10 protein-coding genes are annotated in these 16950 nt (G+C 54.9%); 9 read left to right on the top strand and 1 reads right to left on the bottom strand.

The window, feature by feature from the left end; all coding sequences use genetic code 11:
- Nucleotides 1–176: 176 nt before the first annotated feature.
- Nucleotides 177–6560, bottom strand: a complete 6384-nt coding sequence (locus tag FHS19_RS01445) for a CLIPPER-2 domain-containing protein (protein WP_183577600.1) — start codon at nucleotides 6558–6560, stop codon at nucleotides 177–179.
- 640 nt (nucleotides 6561–7200) lie between these two features.
- On the opposite strand from FHS19_RS01445, the gene FHS19_RS34740 reads away from it, so the two are divergent.
- From FHS19_RS34740 to FHS19_RS01405, 9 genes are all read left to right on the top strand, one after another.
- Entirely contained in the window at nucleotides 7201–7422 is a 222-nt protein-coding gene (locus FHS19_RS34740; protein WP_246426395.1) for a hypothetical protein, read from the top strand.
- The gene (locus tag FHS19_RS34735) at nucleotides 7386–7817 is read left to right on the top strand and encodes a DUF4272 domain-containing protein (protein WP_312887164.1); all 432 of its coding nucleotides are present in this window, start codon (nucleotides 7386–7388) and stop codon (nucleotides 7815–7817) included. Before FHS19_RS34740 ends, FHS19_RS34735 begins: the two co-directional genes overlap by 37 nt.
- Before the next feature lie 581 nt (nucleotides 7818–8398).
- Nucleotides 8399–10618, top strand: a complete 2220-nt coding sequence (locus FHS19_RS01435; protein ID WP_183577598.1) for a helix-turn-helix domain-containing protein — start codon at nucleotides 8399–8401, stop codon at nucleotides 10616–10618.
- Nucleotides 10619–10824: 206 nt separating this feature from the next.
- Nucleotides 10825–12414, top strand: a complete 1590-nt coding sequence (locus FHS19_RS01430) for an extracellular solute-binding protein (RefSeq protein ID WP_183577595.1) — start codon at nucleotides 10825–10827, stop codon at nucleotides 12412–12414.
- Between the two features lie 22 nt (nucleotides 12415–12436).
- The gene (locus FHS19_RS01425) at nucleotides 12437–13342 is read left to right on the top strand and encodes an ABC transporter permease (protein WP_183577592.1); all 906 of its coding nucleotides are present in this window, start codon (nucleotides 12437–12439) and stop codon (nucleotides 13340–13342) included.
- A complete protein-coding gene (locus tag FHS19_RS01420; RefSeq protein WP_376771803.1) occupies nucleotides 13343–14233 on the top strand; it encodes a carbohydrate ABC transporter permease in 891 nt (296 codons plus the stop codon). It begins immediately after the preceding gene.
- Nucleotides 14234–14242: 9 nt separating this feature from the next.
- Nucleotides 14243–15187 (top strand): sugar phosphate isomerase/epimerase family protein, encoded by a 945-nt coding sequence (locus tag FHS19_RS01415; RefSeq protein WP_183577589.1) that lies wholly within the window; start codon nucleotides 14243–14245, stop codon nucleotides 15185–15187.
- Nucleotides 15188–15192: 5 nt separating this feature from the next.
- Entirely contained in the window at nucleotides 15193–15867 is a 675-nt protein-coding gene (locus FHS19_RS01410; RefSeq protein WP_312887135.1) for a hypothetical protein, read from the top strand.
- Entirely contained in the window at nucleotides 15864–16946 is a 1083-nt protein-coding gene (locus tag FHS19_RS01405) for a Gfo/Idh/MocA family protein (protein ID WP_183577584.1), read from the top strand. Before FHS19_RS01410 ends, FHS19_RS01405 begins: the two co-directional genes overlap by 4 nt.
- The last annotated feature ends 4 nt before the right edge of the window (nucleotides 16947–16950 follow it).

Here is a 16950-nt window from a genome sequence, read left to right as displayed (position 1 = left end):
CTGTAAGCTGTGCTTGATGGCCTTCCGGTTGACGAACAGCTTCGAGTTATCCGTCCGTCAATACCTGTGGTGTCCCCGGCGTTCCGTATGCCTTGGTGTAGGGTTTTGTCGTTGTAAGGCGTGATCCTTAGAAACAACGGCCCGTCTCCACATATAGAGACGGGCCGTTATTTCTTTTATTCTTCTTCCTCCGCGATGACTTCTACCGATGCGCTTGCTTGGCGAGTCGGGCCGTTGTCGGAGACGAGCGTCACGGGGCTTATGATGATTGTGTCTTTCTTAACATCAGGAAGAACGAACGGAACTCGAAGCGTCTCGATCGCCCCAACGTCAAAACGTTCAATTCGCAGCTGTATACCGAGCAACGGGGCTGTCAGCAGAACGTTTAACAAAGGAACATTGCCCGTGTTCCGAGCCTGAATGGTGAAAATGACCGTTTCACCCGGTCTTCCGACCGAGCGGTCAACCGTTTCGGTGAGCGAGGCATCCGGAAGTGCCTGCGTCTGTACGGTGACCTCCGCCTGCTGCACCGGCGTCTCGTCGGAAAAGATCGAAACCGTGTTTCGTATCTTCGTCCCTCCCTCGGTTGCCGCCGGTACAACCAGCTGGAGCGTGAACACACGGCTCTCGCCGGGTGCGAGCTGCGGAATGCGGGTGCTGAATCCCAGCAGCTGATCAAAGACACGGACATTGTTAAGCGTTATATCCGTGACGTTCGTCACCGTGATCCTCTTATGGACCGTCTCACCCGGTCTCGGCTGATCAGGTTGTGCTTCAACCGACACTTCCGGCAGTTCGGCGGGAACGGCGACGATAACCCTCGCCTCATCTTGAACCGGCAGAGAATCGGCCGGCTGTTCCCGCCAGCGGACCGTTACCCGATTCGCAATGACTTCCCCCTGCGCCGTGCCAACCGGCACCGAGAACGTGACACTCACTCTCTCCGTAACGCCTGGAGCTATAACCGGAATCGTGATCTGCCCGGTCAATGTGTCTATGACGACGACGTTCGTTGCCGGATTCGGGCCGGTATTCGTAACCTCGATGGTGTAGCGGATGATGTCGCCCGGTGCCGCCGTATTCCGGTCCGGACGCTTTCGAACCTGGAGCGTCGTTTCTGCAACGGGTCCAGGCTGAACGACAACCTCGGCAGTCGTCTCCAGCAGCGGCGTTTGATCAGTGACGGCTGTAAATGTATTTCGAATGACACTTCCGTTCACTGCGTCCGCCGGTACGGTAAATGTCACCGTTCGGGTAATCGTCTCGTTCGCTTGGAGTAAAGGGATCGTCTCAATTAACCCCAGCAGCGCATCGGTCAGCACGACATTCGTCTGAACGGCATCCAGCAGATTCGTGACGGTGAGTGTAAAGGTAATCGTATCTCCCGGTGCGGCGGTATTGCGGTCAGAAACCTTATGGATCAGAAGCGAAGGGCCCGGAGGCTCCTGAACGATCACCTCGGTAACCGCCTCAACCAGCGGCGTTTGATCGGTGACGGCTGTGAATGTATTTTGGATGACGGTGCCAAGCGCTGCGTCGGCGGGAATGACGAACGTCACCGTCCGGGTGATCGTCTCGTTTGCTTGAAGGATGGGGATCGTCTCGCTCAGCCCCAGCAGCGCATCGGTCAGCACGACATTGGTCTGTGGAACACCCAGCAAATTCGTGACGGTGAGGGTATAAGTGACCGTTTCCCCAGGAGCGGCCGAATTCCGGTCCGGAAGCTTCTGGATCAGAAGCGAAGGACCTGGGGGTGCCTGCACGATCACCTCGGCGATCGTCTCGATCAACGGCGTTTGATCCGAACTGACGGTAAACGTATTTAAGATGGCACTGCCGAGCACTGCATCTGCGGGAACGATAAACGTTACCGTCCGGGTAATGGTCTCGTTCGCTTGAAGGACGGGGATCGTCTCGCTTAGCCCCAGCAGCGCATCGGTCAGCACCACGTTCGTCTGTGGAACACCCAGCAAGTTCGTGACCGTGAGGGTATAAGTGATCGTTTCCCCAGGAGCGGCCGAATTCCGGTCCGGAAGCTTCTGGATCAGAAGCGAAGGACCCGGGGGCGCCTGCACGATCACCTCGGCGATCGTCTCGATCAGCGGCGTTTGATCCGAACTGACGGTAAACGTATTTTGGATCGCACTGCCGAGAACGGCATCCGCGGGAACGATAAACGTTACCGTCCGGGAAATGGTCTCGTTCGCTTGAAGGAGCGGGATCGTCTCGCTCAGCCCCAGCAGTGCATCACTCAGCACGACATTCGTCTGTGGGAAGCCCCGCAAATTCGTCACGGTCAGCGTATAGACGACGGTTTCGCCCGGCGCGGCCGCGTTCCGGTCCGGAAGCTTATGAATCAGAAGCGCCGGGCCGGGAGGTTCTTGCACGACCACCTCGGCGATCGTCTCCTGCTCCGGTGTTTGGTCCGTAGAGACGATAAACGTATTTCGGATGATGCTGCCAGGCACGGCATCCGCTGGAACGGTAAATGTCACCGTCCGGGTAATCGTCTCATTGGCCGCCAGGCTGGCCACCGTCTCGCTCAGCCCCAGCAGCGCGTCGGTCAGCACGACATTCGTCTGTGGGAAGCCCCGCAAATTCGTCACGGTCAGCGTATAGACGACAGTTTCGCCCGGCGCGGCTGCGTTCCGGTCCGGAAGCTTATGAATCAGAAGTGCCGGGCCGGGAGGCTCTTGCACGACCACCTCGGCAATCGTTTCCAGCTCCGGCGTTTGGTCCGAAGAGACGATAAACGTATTTCGGATGATGCTGCCAGGCACGGCGTCTCCGGGAACCGTGATCGCTACCGTTCGGGTAATCGTCTCATTGGCCGCCAGGCTGGCCACCGTCTCGCTTAGCCCCAGCAGCGCATCGCTCAGCACAACATTCGTCTGTGGGAAGCCCCGCAAATTCGTTACCGTCAGCGTGTAGGTGATGGTCTCTCCCGGCGCGGCTGCATTCCGGTCCGGAAGCTTTTCGATAACAATCGCAGGACCCGGTTGCTCAAGCACAACCACCTCAGCGATTGTCTCCTGAAGCGGCGTCTGGTCTGAGCTAACGGTAAACTGATTCAGGAAAACGGTGCCGGGGAACGCATCTGCGGGAATCGTGAACGTAGCCGTACGGGTAATCGTCTCATTCGGCTGGAGTACGGGGATCGTCTCACTTATGCCCAGCAGACTATCGTTCAGCACGACATTCGTCTGTGGCTCATTCAGCAAATTCGTCACCGTCAGCGTATAGAACACCGTCTCGCCCGGGATGGCCACTGCACGGTCTGCCTCCTTCAGCAGCGACAGTCCGAAGCCCGTAACCGTAACGAGCGATTCGACCGTCTGGGGCCCGGTTTCAGCGGATTCAACCGTGAGAATGTTAACGATATCCGATCCGATCGGGGACTCCCTCGGGATGGTAAACGGAAATGTAAGTTTACGAACTTCCCCTACCTCCAAATCGGGTACCAACAGATCGATACCAAGGACCGGATCCAGGATACGGATACCGGTTAGCGGTACGTTCCCGATATTTTCCAAAATAATGGTATACTGAATCGTCTGTCCGGGCACCACGTTGGTCGTATCCGGAATTTTGAGGATCCCCAATCGGGGAACAGCCAGCACCGTCACTTCCTCATTAGCGAATACGGGCTCCGTCTGGTCGCTGAAGGCAACCGCCGTATTCGTAAATGTAAGCGGGGGGGTCTCCAACGGAACAAAGAATGGGATCGTGAAAATTTGGCTTTGTCCGAATGGAAGCACAGGAATCGTAATATTAAATCCGGTGAGATCGTCCGTTACATGGACATTGGAAATATCCGTATTCCCGGTGTTGATGACCTCAATCGTAAAATTCACCGTTTCGCCTGGAAGAACGAATATCCGATCCGCCGTCTTATGGATCTCCAGCCTGGGAACGGGCAGCACCTCGACCACCGTTCCCACTTCCTCGGGTTCCGGCAGATTGGCTGCCGTAATCGTCACGATATTGGAAATCGTCAGACCGGCCTGCGCATCCGGGGGAATCACGAATGGCCAATCAATGGTAATAACCGTTCCGATGGGAATGTCGCCGATAAATTCATCCAGTCCGATCAACGGATCAACAATATGGACATTGATCAAGTCGGCAGTACCGTGATTTTCGAGAATAATCGTAAAGATGACCGTCTCCCCCGGGGCTCCCGCCGGCGGATTCACGGTCTTGGTGGCTACCAAGAATGGAGAACCCGTCACGAGAATTTCAGCCTCTGAGGTGACGGGTTCTCCGAGCTGGTCGGCGGTGACCCTCACGACATTTCGAAAAAATCCAAGCGGGAAATCTAACGGAATATCGAACGGGAATTCGAATACTTGAAACGAGAAGGGAGGAATCTCAGGAATGAAATGAAAAATGCCGATCGCCGGGTCTTCAATGATCACATTTGTAAATAAAACACCCGTCGGATTATGGATTTCAATAAAATAGATCACTCGTTCGCCGGGACTTACTTCAAATCGGTCCGTAAATTTGTTAACCAGCAGTTCAACGCCAAACTCGGTGAATTTCATGACGAAGGCATCGCCGCCTCCGCGCAGGAAAGGCTGAACCACGCCGGGCGTAATCGGAAAATCGGGCGAGAACGTTTGCCCCGTTAAGTAAACGTTGTTATCTTCATCAACGGCGACGGCACTGTCTGCGTCGGGCGAACCACCGCCTATGAAAGTGGAGAAAACGAGCGAACCACCGTCTATGTTTAATTGCGTAAGGAAACCATCCCCGCCCTCAGTAAAATGGCGAATGGCGTCGGGCGTAATCGGGAAATTAAACGAACCAGTACTTCCCGTTACAAAAGCGAAGCCTGAGCGCACAGCGATGCCGCTGCCCGAATCCGTCCCATCTCCGCCTAGAAAGGTCGAATAGACCAGATAGTTGCCTTCTGAACTCACTTTCGTAACAAAGGCATCGGAAAGTCCGCCGCCGTAGAAGGGCTGGAACGCGCCTCCCGCGATCGGAAAGTCGTACGAAGTGGTGCTCCCCGTCACGTAAGCCTGACCGAGCGGATCGACCGCTATGCCCCGTCCCTCATCGTCGCCGCTTCCGGTAAGGTAGGTCGAATAGACGAGTCCCGACCCGATTTCATTAACTTTGGTTACAAAAGCGGCTATTACACCAGTTAACGAGATTTGGAACGCTCCAGGCGACGTCGGAAAATCCGCGGAGGTGGTTATCCCTGTCACATAGGCGTTGCCTGCAAAATCTACCGCGATGCTGCGCGCCACGTCCGTTCCGGAGATGCCTCCGATAAAAGTGGAATACACAAGGTCCGTGCCGTTTGGATTCAACTTCGATACAAAAGCGTTTTCCAGGGTACCGGCAAGACCAGGCTGGAACGCGCCGGCTGTAACAGGGAAATCGAAGGAATTGGTCGAGCCAGCCACATAAGCGCTGCCCACACCGTCGAGTGCGATGCCGAATCCGGTATCCACTCCCTGTCCGCCAAGAAACGTCGAATACACAAGGAAGCTGCCATCCGGGCTTAATTTGGTTACGAACGCATCTTGATTCCCGCTTATAAAGGTACGAAAAGCTCCCGGAGTGGTCGGAAAATCGGGGGAAAGCGTCTGCCCGGTCACGTAGGCATGGCCCGAGCCGTCCACCGCAATGCCGTTTCCTTGATCCGCGCTGCTGCCGCCGAGATAAGTAGAGTATTCAAAAGCAGTTCCAAATGGATTCAATTTCGAAACGAATACGGTTGTAGATGCATCTTTAAAGGGTTGGAATGCCGGGCCGGCGATCGGGAAGTCGAAGGAGGCGGTTACCCCTGTCACATAGGCATTGCCGAATGGATCAGCCGCGATGCTAAGACCTGAATCACTCTCGGAACCTCCCAGGAAGGTGGAGTAGAAAAGCGCCGGATCGATGACCAATTCATGGTCGGGTCGATAGCCTTCCAAAACTTCGAAGCCGTAAACGCAAGGTTCTTGCCCGTTCTTCAATATGAATCGGCTGTTTACGGGAACCTTTCGTCCATCGATCACTTGATAGCTGACGGGTCTCTCCTCCGCCAAATCACCATACAAGGTATGAATCTGGAGATCCCCTTCCTTGTTCAAGGATAACGTTTCGGCACCGCGGTAAGCCAGCCGGACATCGTCAAGATTGGCACCGGGTTTCACAACGACATCGTATTTGAACTTTTCGTGTGATCCATAGAATACCAGGTCGATTCCTTGCCACAGCTCCCGGTAAACGATCTCTTGATAGGTTGAAAGGCCAGTATGCCACTTCGAAGGATCGCTGCCTATCAAATAATGGACTTTTTCCTCGGCTTGCCGGCGCCCTTCCATTTGTACGTCCGCGTTCGCCCCGAGAAATCGCAGGGAGAGCCCTACCCCTTCCCGTCGATCCGGTTCATGTCCGGTGAATACAAAATGGACCTCCTCAGAGGAAAAACCGATTTGGCATCCGGGCTTATTGGACAAGTAACGGATGTCTTCGCGAGACTGCCCGACGTTTGCCACAAATGTCAGAGGGAAGTTCCCTCCGAAGTAAGCCCATCGCTTCGTTTCGCTCGGTAACATAGGTATCACCCCCTAATATCGTTTTTTTTGCCTGAGTTGCTTGGCTGTTTGACCCTGCTCTTTTCAATCATCAATCCTCCCCGCTCTCCACATACCTTCTTTATCCTCTTCATAATCGGCTAAGAAATAAGGTATATGGTTCAATAGAAATGGTCCCAACTATTATATATGAGCCAGACTTTTACATATTGCTTTTCCATATTTGTTAAATTACTGGATATCATTGCAAGCTTATCCATCAACGGTTGCTCGCAATAGCAACTTTTTCGGGATCCCGGTTTCGCGTTTATCCCCTTCAACGAAAGTCCGTTCCCACGAGCCAACCGATCCGGGCGAGTGGCCCCTGCCGGATCAGCGAGAGCCGAACCTGCCGGACCTGAGCCTGGCGGGTGAAACGTTCAGCCTGGAAGTCGTGCACAAATTCGGGGAGGAGAATGGTTGTGAAGCATTGTGCGCTGTACAGCTCGACCTTCGATCTGGATCAGATCGTAGACCTGATGAAGGCGATCGATCCGAATGGAAAGATGAGCGTCAATGAAACCAAAACCCGGATTGAAATCGTCAGCAAAGGCTGGCTTCGCCGAAAGGCTACCGCTTTTAACATCATGACAAGCAAAACGCACCGGGTGAGTTTGCAAACATGCGCAGCGGTATGGAGCAATTTTTTGCCCAGATCCCGGCGGAGAACGAGCCGCTGCAGCAAAAGCTGCTGATCAAGATCAGTACGCTCAATATGGTTATCGGCGTTGAAACAGAGGATGACATTTCGGAAGCCTTGTTCACCAAGCTGCTGTCGATCATCCGGCCGCTGGACGGGCTGATGTTCTGGGGGGAGAAAACCATGAGAGTACCCGGGAGCTGATCTCGAGAATTACGGCCCAGTACGGGGCGGACGGGTTCTTTTCTCCCGAAGATCAGGCGTTTATCCATAACGGCCAAGCGGATGAAGCCGAAGCGGTCCCGTTTTCCTGGCGGTATGAAGGCTTTTGGGTGCCGCTGTGGGCCTTGGGCCATGTGGATACTTTGGGCAACCCGACAGACATTTGCAATGTCCCCGAAGCCGTCTCCAAGCTGCAGCAGTTTGATTCGTTTGATGCTTTTCTAGCCGGCTTACAGCTGCGGAGCAGCGGGGAAATTCTCGATGCCGCCGATTTGATCTACCGCTACGACTGGATCTGCGTCGACAGCCGGATTCAAGGACAGCCAGCTCCCGGCGGCCTGAACGCGGCGTCGTGTATGAGCGTCACCGTGCCTTAAACTGGCTGACTGGATATTGCCGGGGAAATATACCGGGTTCACAAGCTTGGCGGATATGCCGCCTTCACCCAGCCGGGAATCGACTTTGGAGATGGCTACGCTTTTGTCCTCCAAATCGCCTCAGACGCCTAAGCCGGGCTCAACATCGTGGAAGACGGCAATTTTTATTTTGCCAAGCATAAAAAGGACGGCACCTGGCGCGGCTATTTTGATTTTTATTAAATACCAAATCCGGCCTTGCGGATGAAATAACCAGTTTGCTAGAAAAATGAGATCCCCCATAATGGCATTTAGCAGAATATATACACGTCAAAAAATTCCTGTTCGATGCACTCGGCCAGGATTTTTTTGATCCGCTACTGTGCAAGGTTCTCTTCGGTTCTCTTCCACTGCCATTCCGCTCCCCCAATAGCCCGGATCGTATCCCTCCTCTATTGCTTCCCGGCGATCCCCTTTATACACCCAGCAAATCGGATGGAATTTCCATCCGATACAGGCAACACTGCGATAACATACCGGGAGTAAGATGGGAAAACAGAGGCATCTCAGATCCAAGGCTACCTGAAAGGAGCGGGAATAGTATGGACAATCGGACTTGGTATAAACGGTTTCTGCTATCGAATCTCTCCATCTTATTCATTTTCGGCACGATCGTCATCGCGATCGTTTTTTCCGTGGCATACGGCAACGTGAGCAAAGAGACCGAAAAGGAGAGCCGCACTTATGCGGAACAAGTGGTGGACGGCATGACGACCAGACTCAAAAATATCGAGCTGATGCTTGCCGGCCAGACCGTCAACAACGATGCCATTAATGATTTCTTTAACGGGAGTGCAGGTGCCCCCGGTCTCGTCAATTACAAAGCCTCTAGCGAAATTGCCAAAATGCGCAGCAACCTGCTTATTCACTCGGTATATTTTTATCGTTACAAGGACGGGCTCGTTCTTACAGGCGGCTATGCCGCGCCAATTGACGACTTTACGGACAAGACCTTTATCCAGAGCGTGCCAAAGGCAACACAAAACCGCTGGTCACCGATTCGGCTCTACAGCGAGTTTCCTTTAATCGATCCGCCGGAGCGGGTCATTTCGATCGTAAAAAGCTCCCGCGGCAACGAAGGCCTCATCGTGCTGAACGTAAAGGTGGACAAGCTGCTGTCCATGGCCGGCAGCGCGGGCAGCGGCCAGCGCTCCTTCTTGGACATCGCCGACGTTCAGGGCAGCCCGGTCTTCTCGACTGAGCCCGCCGCGCAGAAAACGAAGCCGACGACTTATCTGGAATCGGATTACATCGGGCTCAAATATGCAAGCGGACCCGTTACCCCGGATCTGTTCGGACAAGCCGCGGTCCGTTCGCTCGCACCACTGTCCATCCTGATTCCTTCCCTCCTTGCCATCCTCGCTTACATTATGTTCGTCACCCGGAGGAATTACCGTCCTATCGAAAATATCGTGCGCCGTATATCTGACTATCGGCATGAAACGAAGCCAGCTGCCAGCGACGAATTTTCGATTATTGAGCAGGTCTTTGACAACATGCTTGGCCGCATGAATCTGATCGACCGGCAGGAGGCCGAAAACGCGATCATGCGCCGTAAACGCTTTTTCTATGAGCTGCAGGAGGAAGACACGGCTTTCACCGCGAGTGAATGGGAGGATTATGCCCGGCTGTTCCGGATGCCGGAGAAGGGCTGCGGCATCACCGTCGCGATCATGGAAATCGACAAATACGTTCCCCTGATGCGCGGAGACCGCCAGCAGCTTCTTGAAGCCAAGCACCGGTTGGAAACGGAGCTCGGCATGCGTCCCGAGCTCGCGGCTGTGGTTGCCGGCTCGGATTGGATTGCCGGCGGCCGCTTGGCCCTGCTGGTTCGCGCCGGAACGGACGGCATCTCCGGTACGATCGGCCCGGAAGCTTTAATGGACGGCTTGCGCAGTTGGGTAAGGGATGCGTTCCCCTTCTCGGTCACGATCGGAATCGGCTCGGTCGTTGACGGCCTCCCAGAAGCCAAGACCTCCTTCCGGGAAGCACTTGCCGCCCTGCAGTACAAAATGACGGCCGGGAATAACCGGGTGATCGTCTATTTGGAAATCAGAAACAGGGAAAACCGAGTCGACACGGATTACTATAAATGGGCGGAAAATTTGATTCATCATTTCAAGCTGCCTGCGCCGGCATGGCAAGGCGACCTTGACAAGATTTTCGGCCATTTGGAAGAACGCTTGCTGAAAGAGGAAGAACTGCGGCTGCTCCTGAACGATCTGACGCACCGGTTCGCAAGGCTTATTGAGGAACTGCCGCCGGCCATTCAGGATCTCTGGCATGCTGCTTCTTACTCCCGCATGTCCGGGGCGCTTCGGGAAACGGGTTCGGTTGCGGAAATCCACGAGCTGTATGAGTCGCTGATCGGGGAGCTGTACGATCAGTACGCTGCGATCCTGGATAAAAACAGCACCAACCCTGTGATCTACGAGGTCAAAAAATATATCGAAGACCATTTTGCGAACCCCGAGCTGTCCCTGAATCTTATCAGCGACCGGTTCGGCATGAACGGAAAATACGCGAGCCAGCTGTTCAAGGAGCAGTTCGGCGTCAAATTCGTCGATTTCCTGATCGGGCTGCGCGTTGAGCGGGCACAGAAGCTGCTTCGTGAGACGGAGCTGACGATCGGCGACATTTCCAGACAGGTCGGTTACGAGCATGCGATTTCCTTCGGCAGGGTGTTTAAGAAAACGGTTGGCGTGTCGCCCGGGGACTACCGAAAGCTGATGCAGCCGTCCCGCATACCGGAGGAGGTATGAAGATGCTGAAAGCTCCCGCAGGTCGCATTTTCCGAAGACAGTCCGACCTTTCGTATGCCCCCAGAAAAAGGTATGTCCTATACAAAAATCCAGGCAGATGCGCAAATCTGCTTTTTTGTTTACTCCGCTGAAACGTGTAAATTGCCCGTTCTATTGCGCAGCGCTATAACTTAAGCTGCAGGCCAAAAAAAATAGCGAGGTGTCTTATGAGAGGGAAAGGATTGCGTTTCACGCTGGCTGTGGCGCTGATCGCCGGGATGCTGGCAGGCTGTTCGCAAGGGGGAAACAAAGAAGGAAGCTCCTCCGCAACGGCTTCAGATCATAGCGGGAAGACGGAACAGGTCACGCTCAAGGTTGGTATTTTTGACAGGGGCAATGCGCCAGCAGGTTATACGGCAACCGAAAATTATTGGACCGATTACGTTCAGAAAAACTTCGGCGACCCGAATAACATTAAAGTCGAATTCGTGCCGATTCCGCGCACCGACGCCAGCGACAAAGTCAATGTGATGATGTCGAGCGGCGATGCCCCGGATGTCGTATTCGCCAACACAAGCCCCCTCACCGCCTATGGATATGCCAAAGACGGAGGACTGCTGCCTCTTGACGACCTGATTGAGCAGTACGGGCCGAACCTGAAAAAATATTTAGGTCCTGCGCTGGACAGCGGCAAAGTGGACGGCGTCCAATATTCGATTCCAGGAAGGCGCGTGAACACCGGCAAATACGAAAACCTCATCCGCCAAGACTGGCTGGACAAGCTGGGGCTTCCGATGCCGAAGACGACGGAAGAAGTCTACCAGACCTTGAAAGCCTTTAAGGAGAAGGATCCCGGGCAGACGGGTGGCGGCGTCATTCCTCTCGGTTTCTCGCTGACTCCCGCTTCCATCGAACCGATCGTCTGGTCCTTCATCGAGGACGGTCTGACGGATGAGCAGCGCTATACACTGTCGGAGAGCCTTGGCTATCCTCTCCTTCTCCCCGGGCACAAGGAAGCGGTCCGGTTCCTGAACAAGCTGTACAACGAGGGACTGATGAGCCCTGATTTCTCCCTCGACAAGGACGAGAAGCAGGTATTCCAGGACGTCATGACCGGCAAAGTCGGCATGTACAGCGACAACCTCGGCAATAGCTTCAATGCGACCCCGGGCATCGCCAAAGTACTGACGCAGAACGTTCCCGGCGCCAAGCTGGTTCCGACCGATCCATACACAAACAACGCGGGCAAGCATCTCAAACCCGAATACGATCCGACCGGCTTCTTCCTCATGGTGCCCGCAGCGAGTAAACGCGGCGTGGAGGCGATCAAATACTTGGACTGGATGGCGCAGCCGGACGTGCTGAATACGATCATGAACGGAATCGAAGGCGAGGATTACACGCTGACGGACGGCGTGCCGTACCGCATCGAATCGGAAGAAACGAGCAAACGGATGTTCAATGCCAACGATATCGCCATGATTACGCAGGGCCAGGATTTCGGCAGCGACGAGAAGAATTGGGCGGCAGCGGCAGCGGCGGTACCTAAGGAATTCCGGGATTATGTCGTGGAGGCCTACAAAATGTCGATGACGGATACGATCCGTTATGCGAACTTCACGTCGCCGATCGAGGCTGAAAACAAGTACATCCCTACGCTGCAGGATAAGTACGACGAACTTATCGTCAAAAGCATCATGACCAAACCGGGCGATTTCGATAAGACTTACGACGATCTGCTTAAGGACTATATGGCAAGCGGAGGCGACGCTATCAAGCAAGAACGAACTGAAGCCTACGCGGCCATGAAGAAATAATGCAGGACGGGAGGGTGCCGAAATGAAAAGCTTAAGACTCTATCTCTATCGTAACTGGCAGCTGTACGCTCTGTTGATTTTGCCCCTCGCCTTCTTCCTGGTCTTTAAGTACGGCCCGATGTACGGTATTCTGATCGCCTTCCAGGACTACAATCTGTTCAAAGGGGTGACGGGCAGCGAATGGGTCGGACTGGACGTGTTCCGGGAAGTGTTCGGGATGAGCGGCTTCTATGAAGCGCTTAGAAATACGTTCATGCTCAACCTGCTCGATCTGCTCGTCTCCTTCCCCGCCCCGATCGTGCTCGCGCTTATGCTGAACGAGCTGGCCGGACGGCGGTTCAAGAAATTTGCACAGACGGTTCTGTACTTACCCCACTTTCTGTCCTGGGTTATTATCGGAGGCATCATGTTCCAGGTATTTGCTACGAAAACGGGCATCGTCAATCTGCTGCTCGGCCGGTTCGGCATCGATCCGGTTCCGTTCCTGACGGACAAGTACGCCTGGCTCGTTACTTATTTGGCCGTCGGCGTCTGGCAAAGCGCGGGCTGGGGAACGATCATCTACCTGGCCGCCATAACGGGCGTTAATTCCGAACTGTACGAAGCCGCCTCCGTCGACGGAGCGGGAAGGCTGCGCCGCATGTGGTCGGTGACGCTTCCGGGCATCCGGCCGACGATCGTCATGCTGCTCATTCTGAAGATCGGTGAAATCGTCCAGATCGGCTTTGACCGGCCGTACGTACTCGGCAATGTCAGCGTCCGCGATTTCTCCGAGGTCATCAGCACTTTCGTCTACAAGACAGGGATACAGACGGCTCAGTATTCGATTGCGACCGCCGTCGGTCTGTTCCAGGCTGTCGTCGGGATCGTATTGCTGCTTTTGGCGAACGCGATCGCCAAAAAAATAACCGATAACGGAGTGCTGTAAATGATGGCAGATAACGGCGGGCGGATGGCGGCCCGAAGAAGAACGCCTTTTGAGTATATCAACGTCATTTTGATTATCGTGATGGTTATCTTGTGCCTGGCTCCCCTGCTGCATATCGCTTCCATGTCCCTCAGCTCCAACCGGGCGATTCTCTCTGGCGAAGTGAGTGTGCTTCCCAGAGGCATCAATTTGGAGGCTTACCGGAAGGTGTTCCAGGACAATTCCATGCTGAAGTCGCTCGGGCTGACGGTGCTCCTGACGGCAGGTTATACCTTCCTGGCCATGCTGATGACGATCGCGGCGGCCTATCCGCTTTCCAAGCGGCTGAAAGGAAGATCCGTCTTCATGTTCCTCATCCTGTTTACGATGTTCTTCAGCGGCGGCACGATCCCCGATTACCTGCTGATCCGGGGACTTCACCTGACCAATCATATCGGCTCGCTGATTTTGCCGGCCCTGATCAACCCGTTTTTTCTTCTCATCCTCATTTCATTCATCCGGTCGCTTCCGCCAGGCTTATCCGAAGCGGCCGAGATAGACGGATGCAGTCCGATGCGCACGCTGACGCGAATCGTGCTGCCGCTGTCGATGCCGGCGATCGCTACACTCAGCTTGTTCTACGCGGTAGGACGGTGGAACGGCTTCATGGATGCGCTTATGTATATTACCAATCCGAAGCTGTATCCGATCCAGTTGAAACTGTACCAAGTCATCGTAAACAGCATGACCAACGACCCGCTGTCGATGCAGGGCGACCAGTTGGTGTCGATCATGCCGGAGAGCATCAAGGCGGCGAGCATCATGTTCGCCACGGTACCGATTCTGATCGTTTATCCGTGGCTGCAGAAATATTTTATCTCGGGCGTTATGCTGGGATCCATAAAGGAGTAGGTAACGGAGATGGACAAGGGCGATTATTCATACTCAACCTGTTGGAACATCAAAAATCACAAAGACGGACGAGCCATGATCGAAGAAATCAAAGGACTCGGATTCGGCAGCGTCGAGCTGAATTATAACGTGACGCAGGGGCATCTCGCTACAATTGAACCGATGATTGAGCGCGGCGAGATCCGCATCTCCAGCGTGCATCACGCGTTTCCTTTTGTCGACGACAAGGAATACGATACGGATTCCGTCATGCTCGGCTACGAGGACGAATCGAAACGCAGACGCGCGGTGGAGCTGCTGGAGCAGTCCGTCGAATACGCCGTCCGTTACGGGGCAGGTGCGGTCGTCGTCCATCCCGGCGAGGTACCGTTTCCGGTTAACGTCGACGCTCAGCTCAAGCGGATTTACCGTGATAACGGCCCGGAATCCATGGAGTATCGCGAGCTGTGGGAGCAGATGGCCAAGCGGCGGGAAGCTGAAGCTCCGGCTTATCTGGAACGGATCCGGCGCAGCCTGGAGGAGATCAGCGATTATATCGCCCGGAAGGGCTACCGCGTCGCCGTCGGCATCGAAACCCGGGCCCGCTGCAACCAGATTCCGACGCTCCGGGAAGCGGGCGAGCTTATCGCCGGTCTGAAAGGCAGCCCGGTCGGTCTGTGGTATGACATCGGGCACGCCATGATGATGGACCGGATGGGGCTGTACGACAACCTGAAGGATTTGCCAGCGGTCAGCCCTTATATCGTAGGCGTCCACATCCATGAGACGATCGGGCTCTCGGATCATTGGTGCCCTTACGTTCACAGCAAGGATGATGGATTCTTCGATCATTTTCTGGAAATCATCGATCGTTCGCCAATCAAAGTTTATGAGCTGAAATCGCAATGCCTGCCCGAAGAAATCGACAAAAGTCACGCCTTGATCACATCCAAAATCGCTTCCATGAAAGGATGAACCTTATGAACTACGAATGGATTGCAAAATACGCCCCGTATATTTACTTTGACGACAATGAGCCGTTCTTTCCCGTCCGCGTCGGCATTACCGTGCTGGAAGCAGCCGGTCCTTCCCCTTCGACACGGAGAACGTTCGATTTTAACGATCCCAAGGTCAAAGCCATCATCGAATACGCGATTTACTGGGATTACGATATCCAGCATCTGTACGAGCTCGAGCATGTATGGGTCTACGTTGGTCATGACGGTGAAGTCGTGGACTGCGACGCCAGCTTCCATGGCAGACATTTCAAAGGACTGCTCCATGATCGCAGCAATCTCGTTGACGGCACCCATGTCAAGCTGTATTCCCAGCCCGGCAAGCATGCCTTCCTGCCGCAGCCCGAAATGTTCTATCTGCTGCCGGATCTGATGACCAGCACAGACGAAACCGCCGGCCGGCGCGGGCTGCTCATCACCGGCCCGTTCGACGGTGTCTACACAACCGATGATGAGACGGACCGCCTGGTGGAACGGTATTTGAAGACACGCCGCTTCAAGCCGGCGATGACGTTTACAGAATACCGGATCGATCCGTCCCTGTATGTCACCTGGCCGGAGCTGCACGCGGAAGTGCCGCTGCGGATTAAGGACAGACTCGCCGAGATCAAAGAGCTTCTGGGAGGGAATAACCAATGACGGATCCAATTAAGGTTGGGATTATAGGCTGCGGCTCGATCGCCAATGGCAAGCATCTGCCTTCGCTCAGTAAACTGGAGCAGGTCGAGCTGGTCGCCTTCTGCGATATCGTACAAGAACGGGCGGTGCAGGCTAAAGAAAAATTCGGAGCCGCCGATGCCACGGTTTACGCGGACTACCGTGAGCTGCTGGCCGATCCGTCCATCGACGTCGTCCATGTCTGCACACCGAACGACGCCCATGCCGAGGTATCCATCGCGGCGCTGGAAGCAGGCAAGCATGTCATGTGCGAAAAGCCGATGGCAAAGACGGCGGCCGATGCCAGACGCATGGCGGAAACCGCACAGCGAACGGGCAAAAAGCTGACGATCGGCTACAACAACCGGTTCCGTCCGGACAGCCTGTTCATGAAGCAAATGTGTGAGAACGGCGAGCTTGGCGACATTTACTTCGCCAAGGCGCATGCGCTCCGCAGACGGGGTGTGCCGACCTGGGGCGTCTTCCTCGACAAGGACAAGCAGGGCGGCGGGCCGCTTATCGACATCGGTACGCATGCGCTCGACCTGACGCTGTGGCTCATGAACAATTACGAGCCGCGGGTCGTGCTGGGCACCGCCTATCACAAGCTGTCGCAGCGCAAGCAGGCAGCGAATGCAGGCGGCGCCTGGGACCCGGACAAGTTCACGGTCGAGGATTCGGCCTTCGGCATGATCGTGATGAAGAACGGCGCGACGGTCATGCTGGAATCCAGCTGGGCGCTGAACATGCTCGATACGCGGGAAGCGATCTACACGCTGTGCGGAACGGAAGGCGGAGCCGACGTGAAGGAAACGCTGCGTATTAACGGTGAGAAGTACGGGCGGCTGTACGCGAACGACATTCAATTCAACGTCAAAGGTGCGGACTTCTTTGATGGCCGGAAGGAAAGCATGCACGACAAGGAAATCCGCCTCTGGATCGAAGCTGTCATGAACGACACGCAGCCCTTAGTTCGTCCGGAGCAGGCCTGCGTCGTATCCGAGATTATCGAAGCCGTCTACGAATCGAACCGGACCGGGAAAGCCGTCTATTTCGATTGACCGG

Origin of the sequence: Paenibacillus rhizosphaerae, assembly GCF_014192015.1 — a bacterium.
In the GTDB taxonomy this organism is placed as follows: Bacteria; Bacillota; Bacilli; order Paenibacillales; family Paenibacillaceae; genus Paenibacillus_AQ; species Paenibacillus_AQ rhizosphaerae.
The sequence above is the reverse complement of the archived record's forward strand: the minus strand, read 5'-3'. Positions and strand labels throughout refer to the sequence as shown.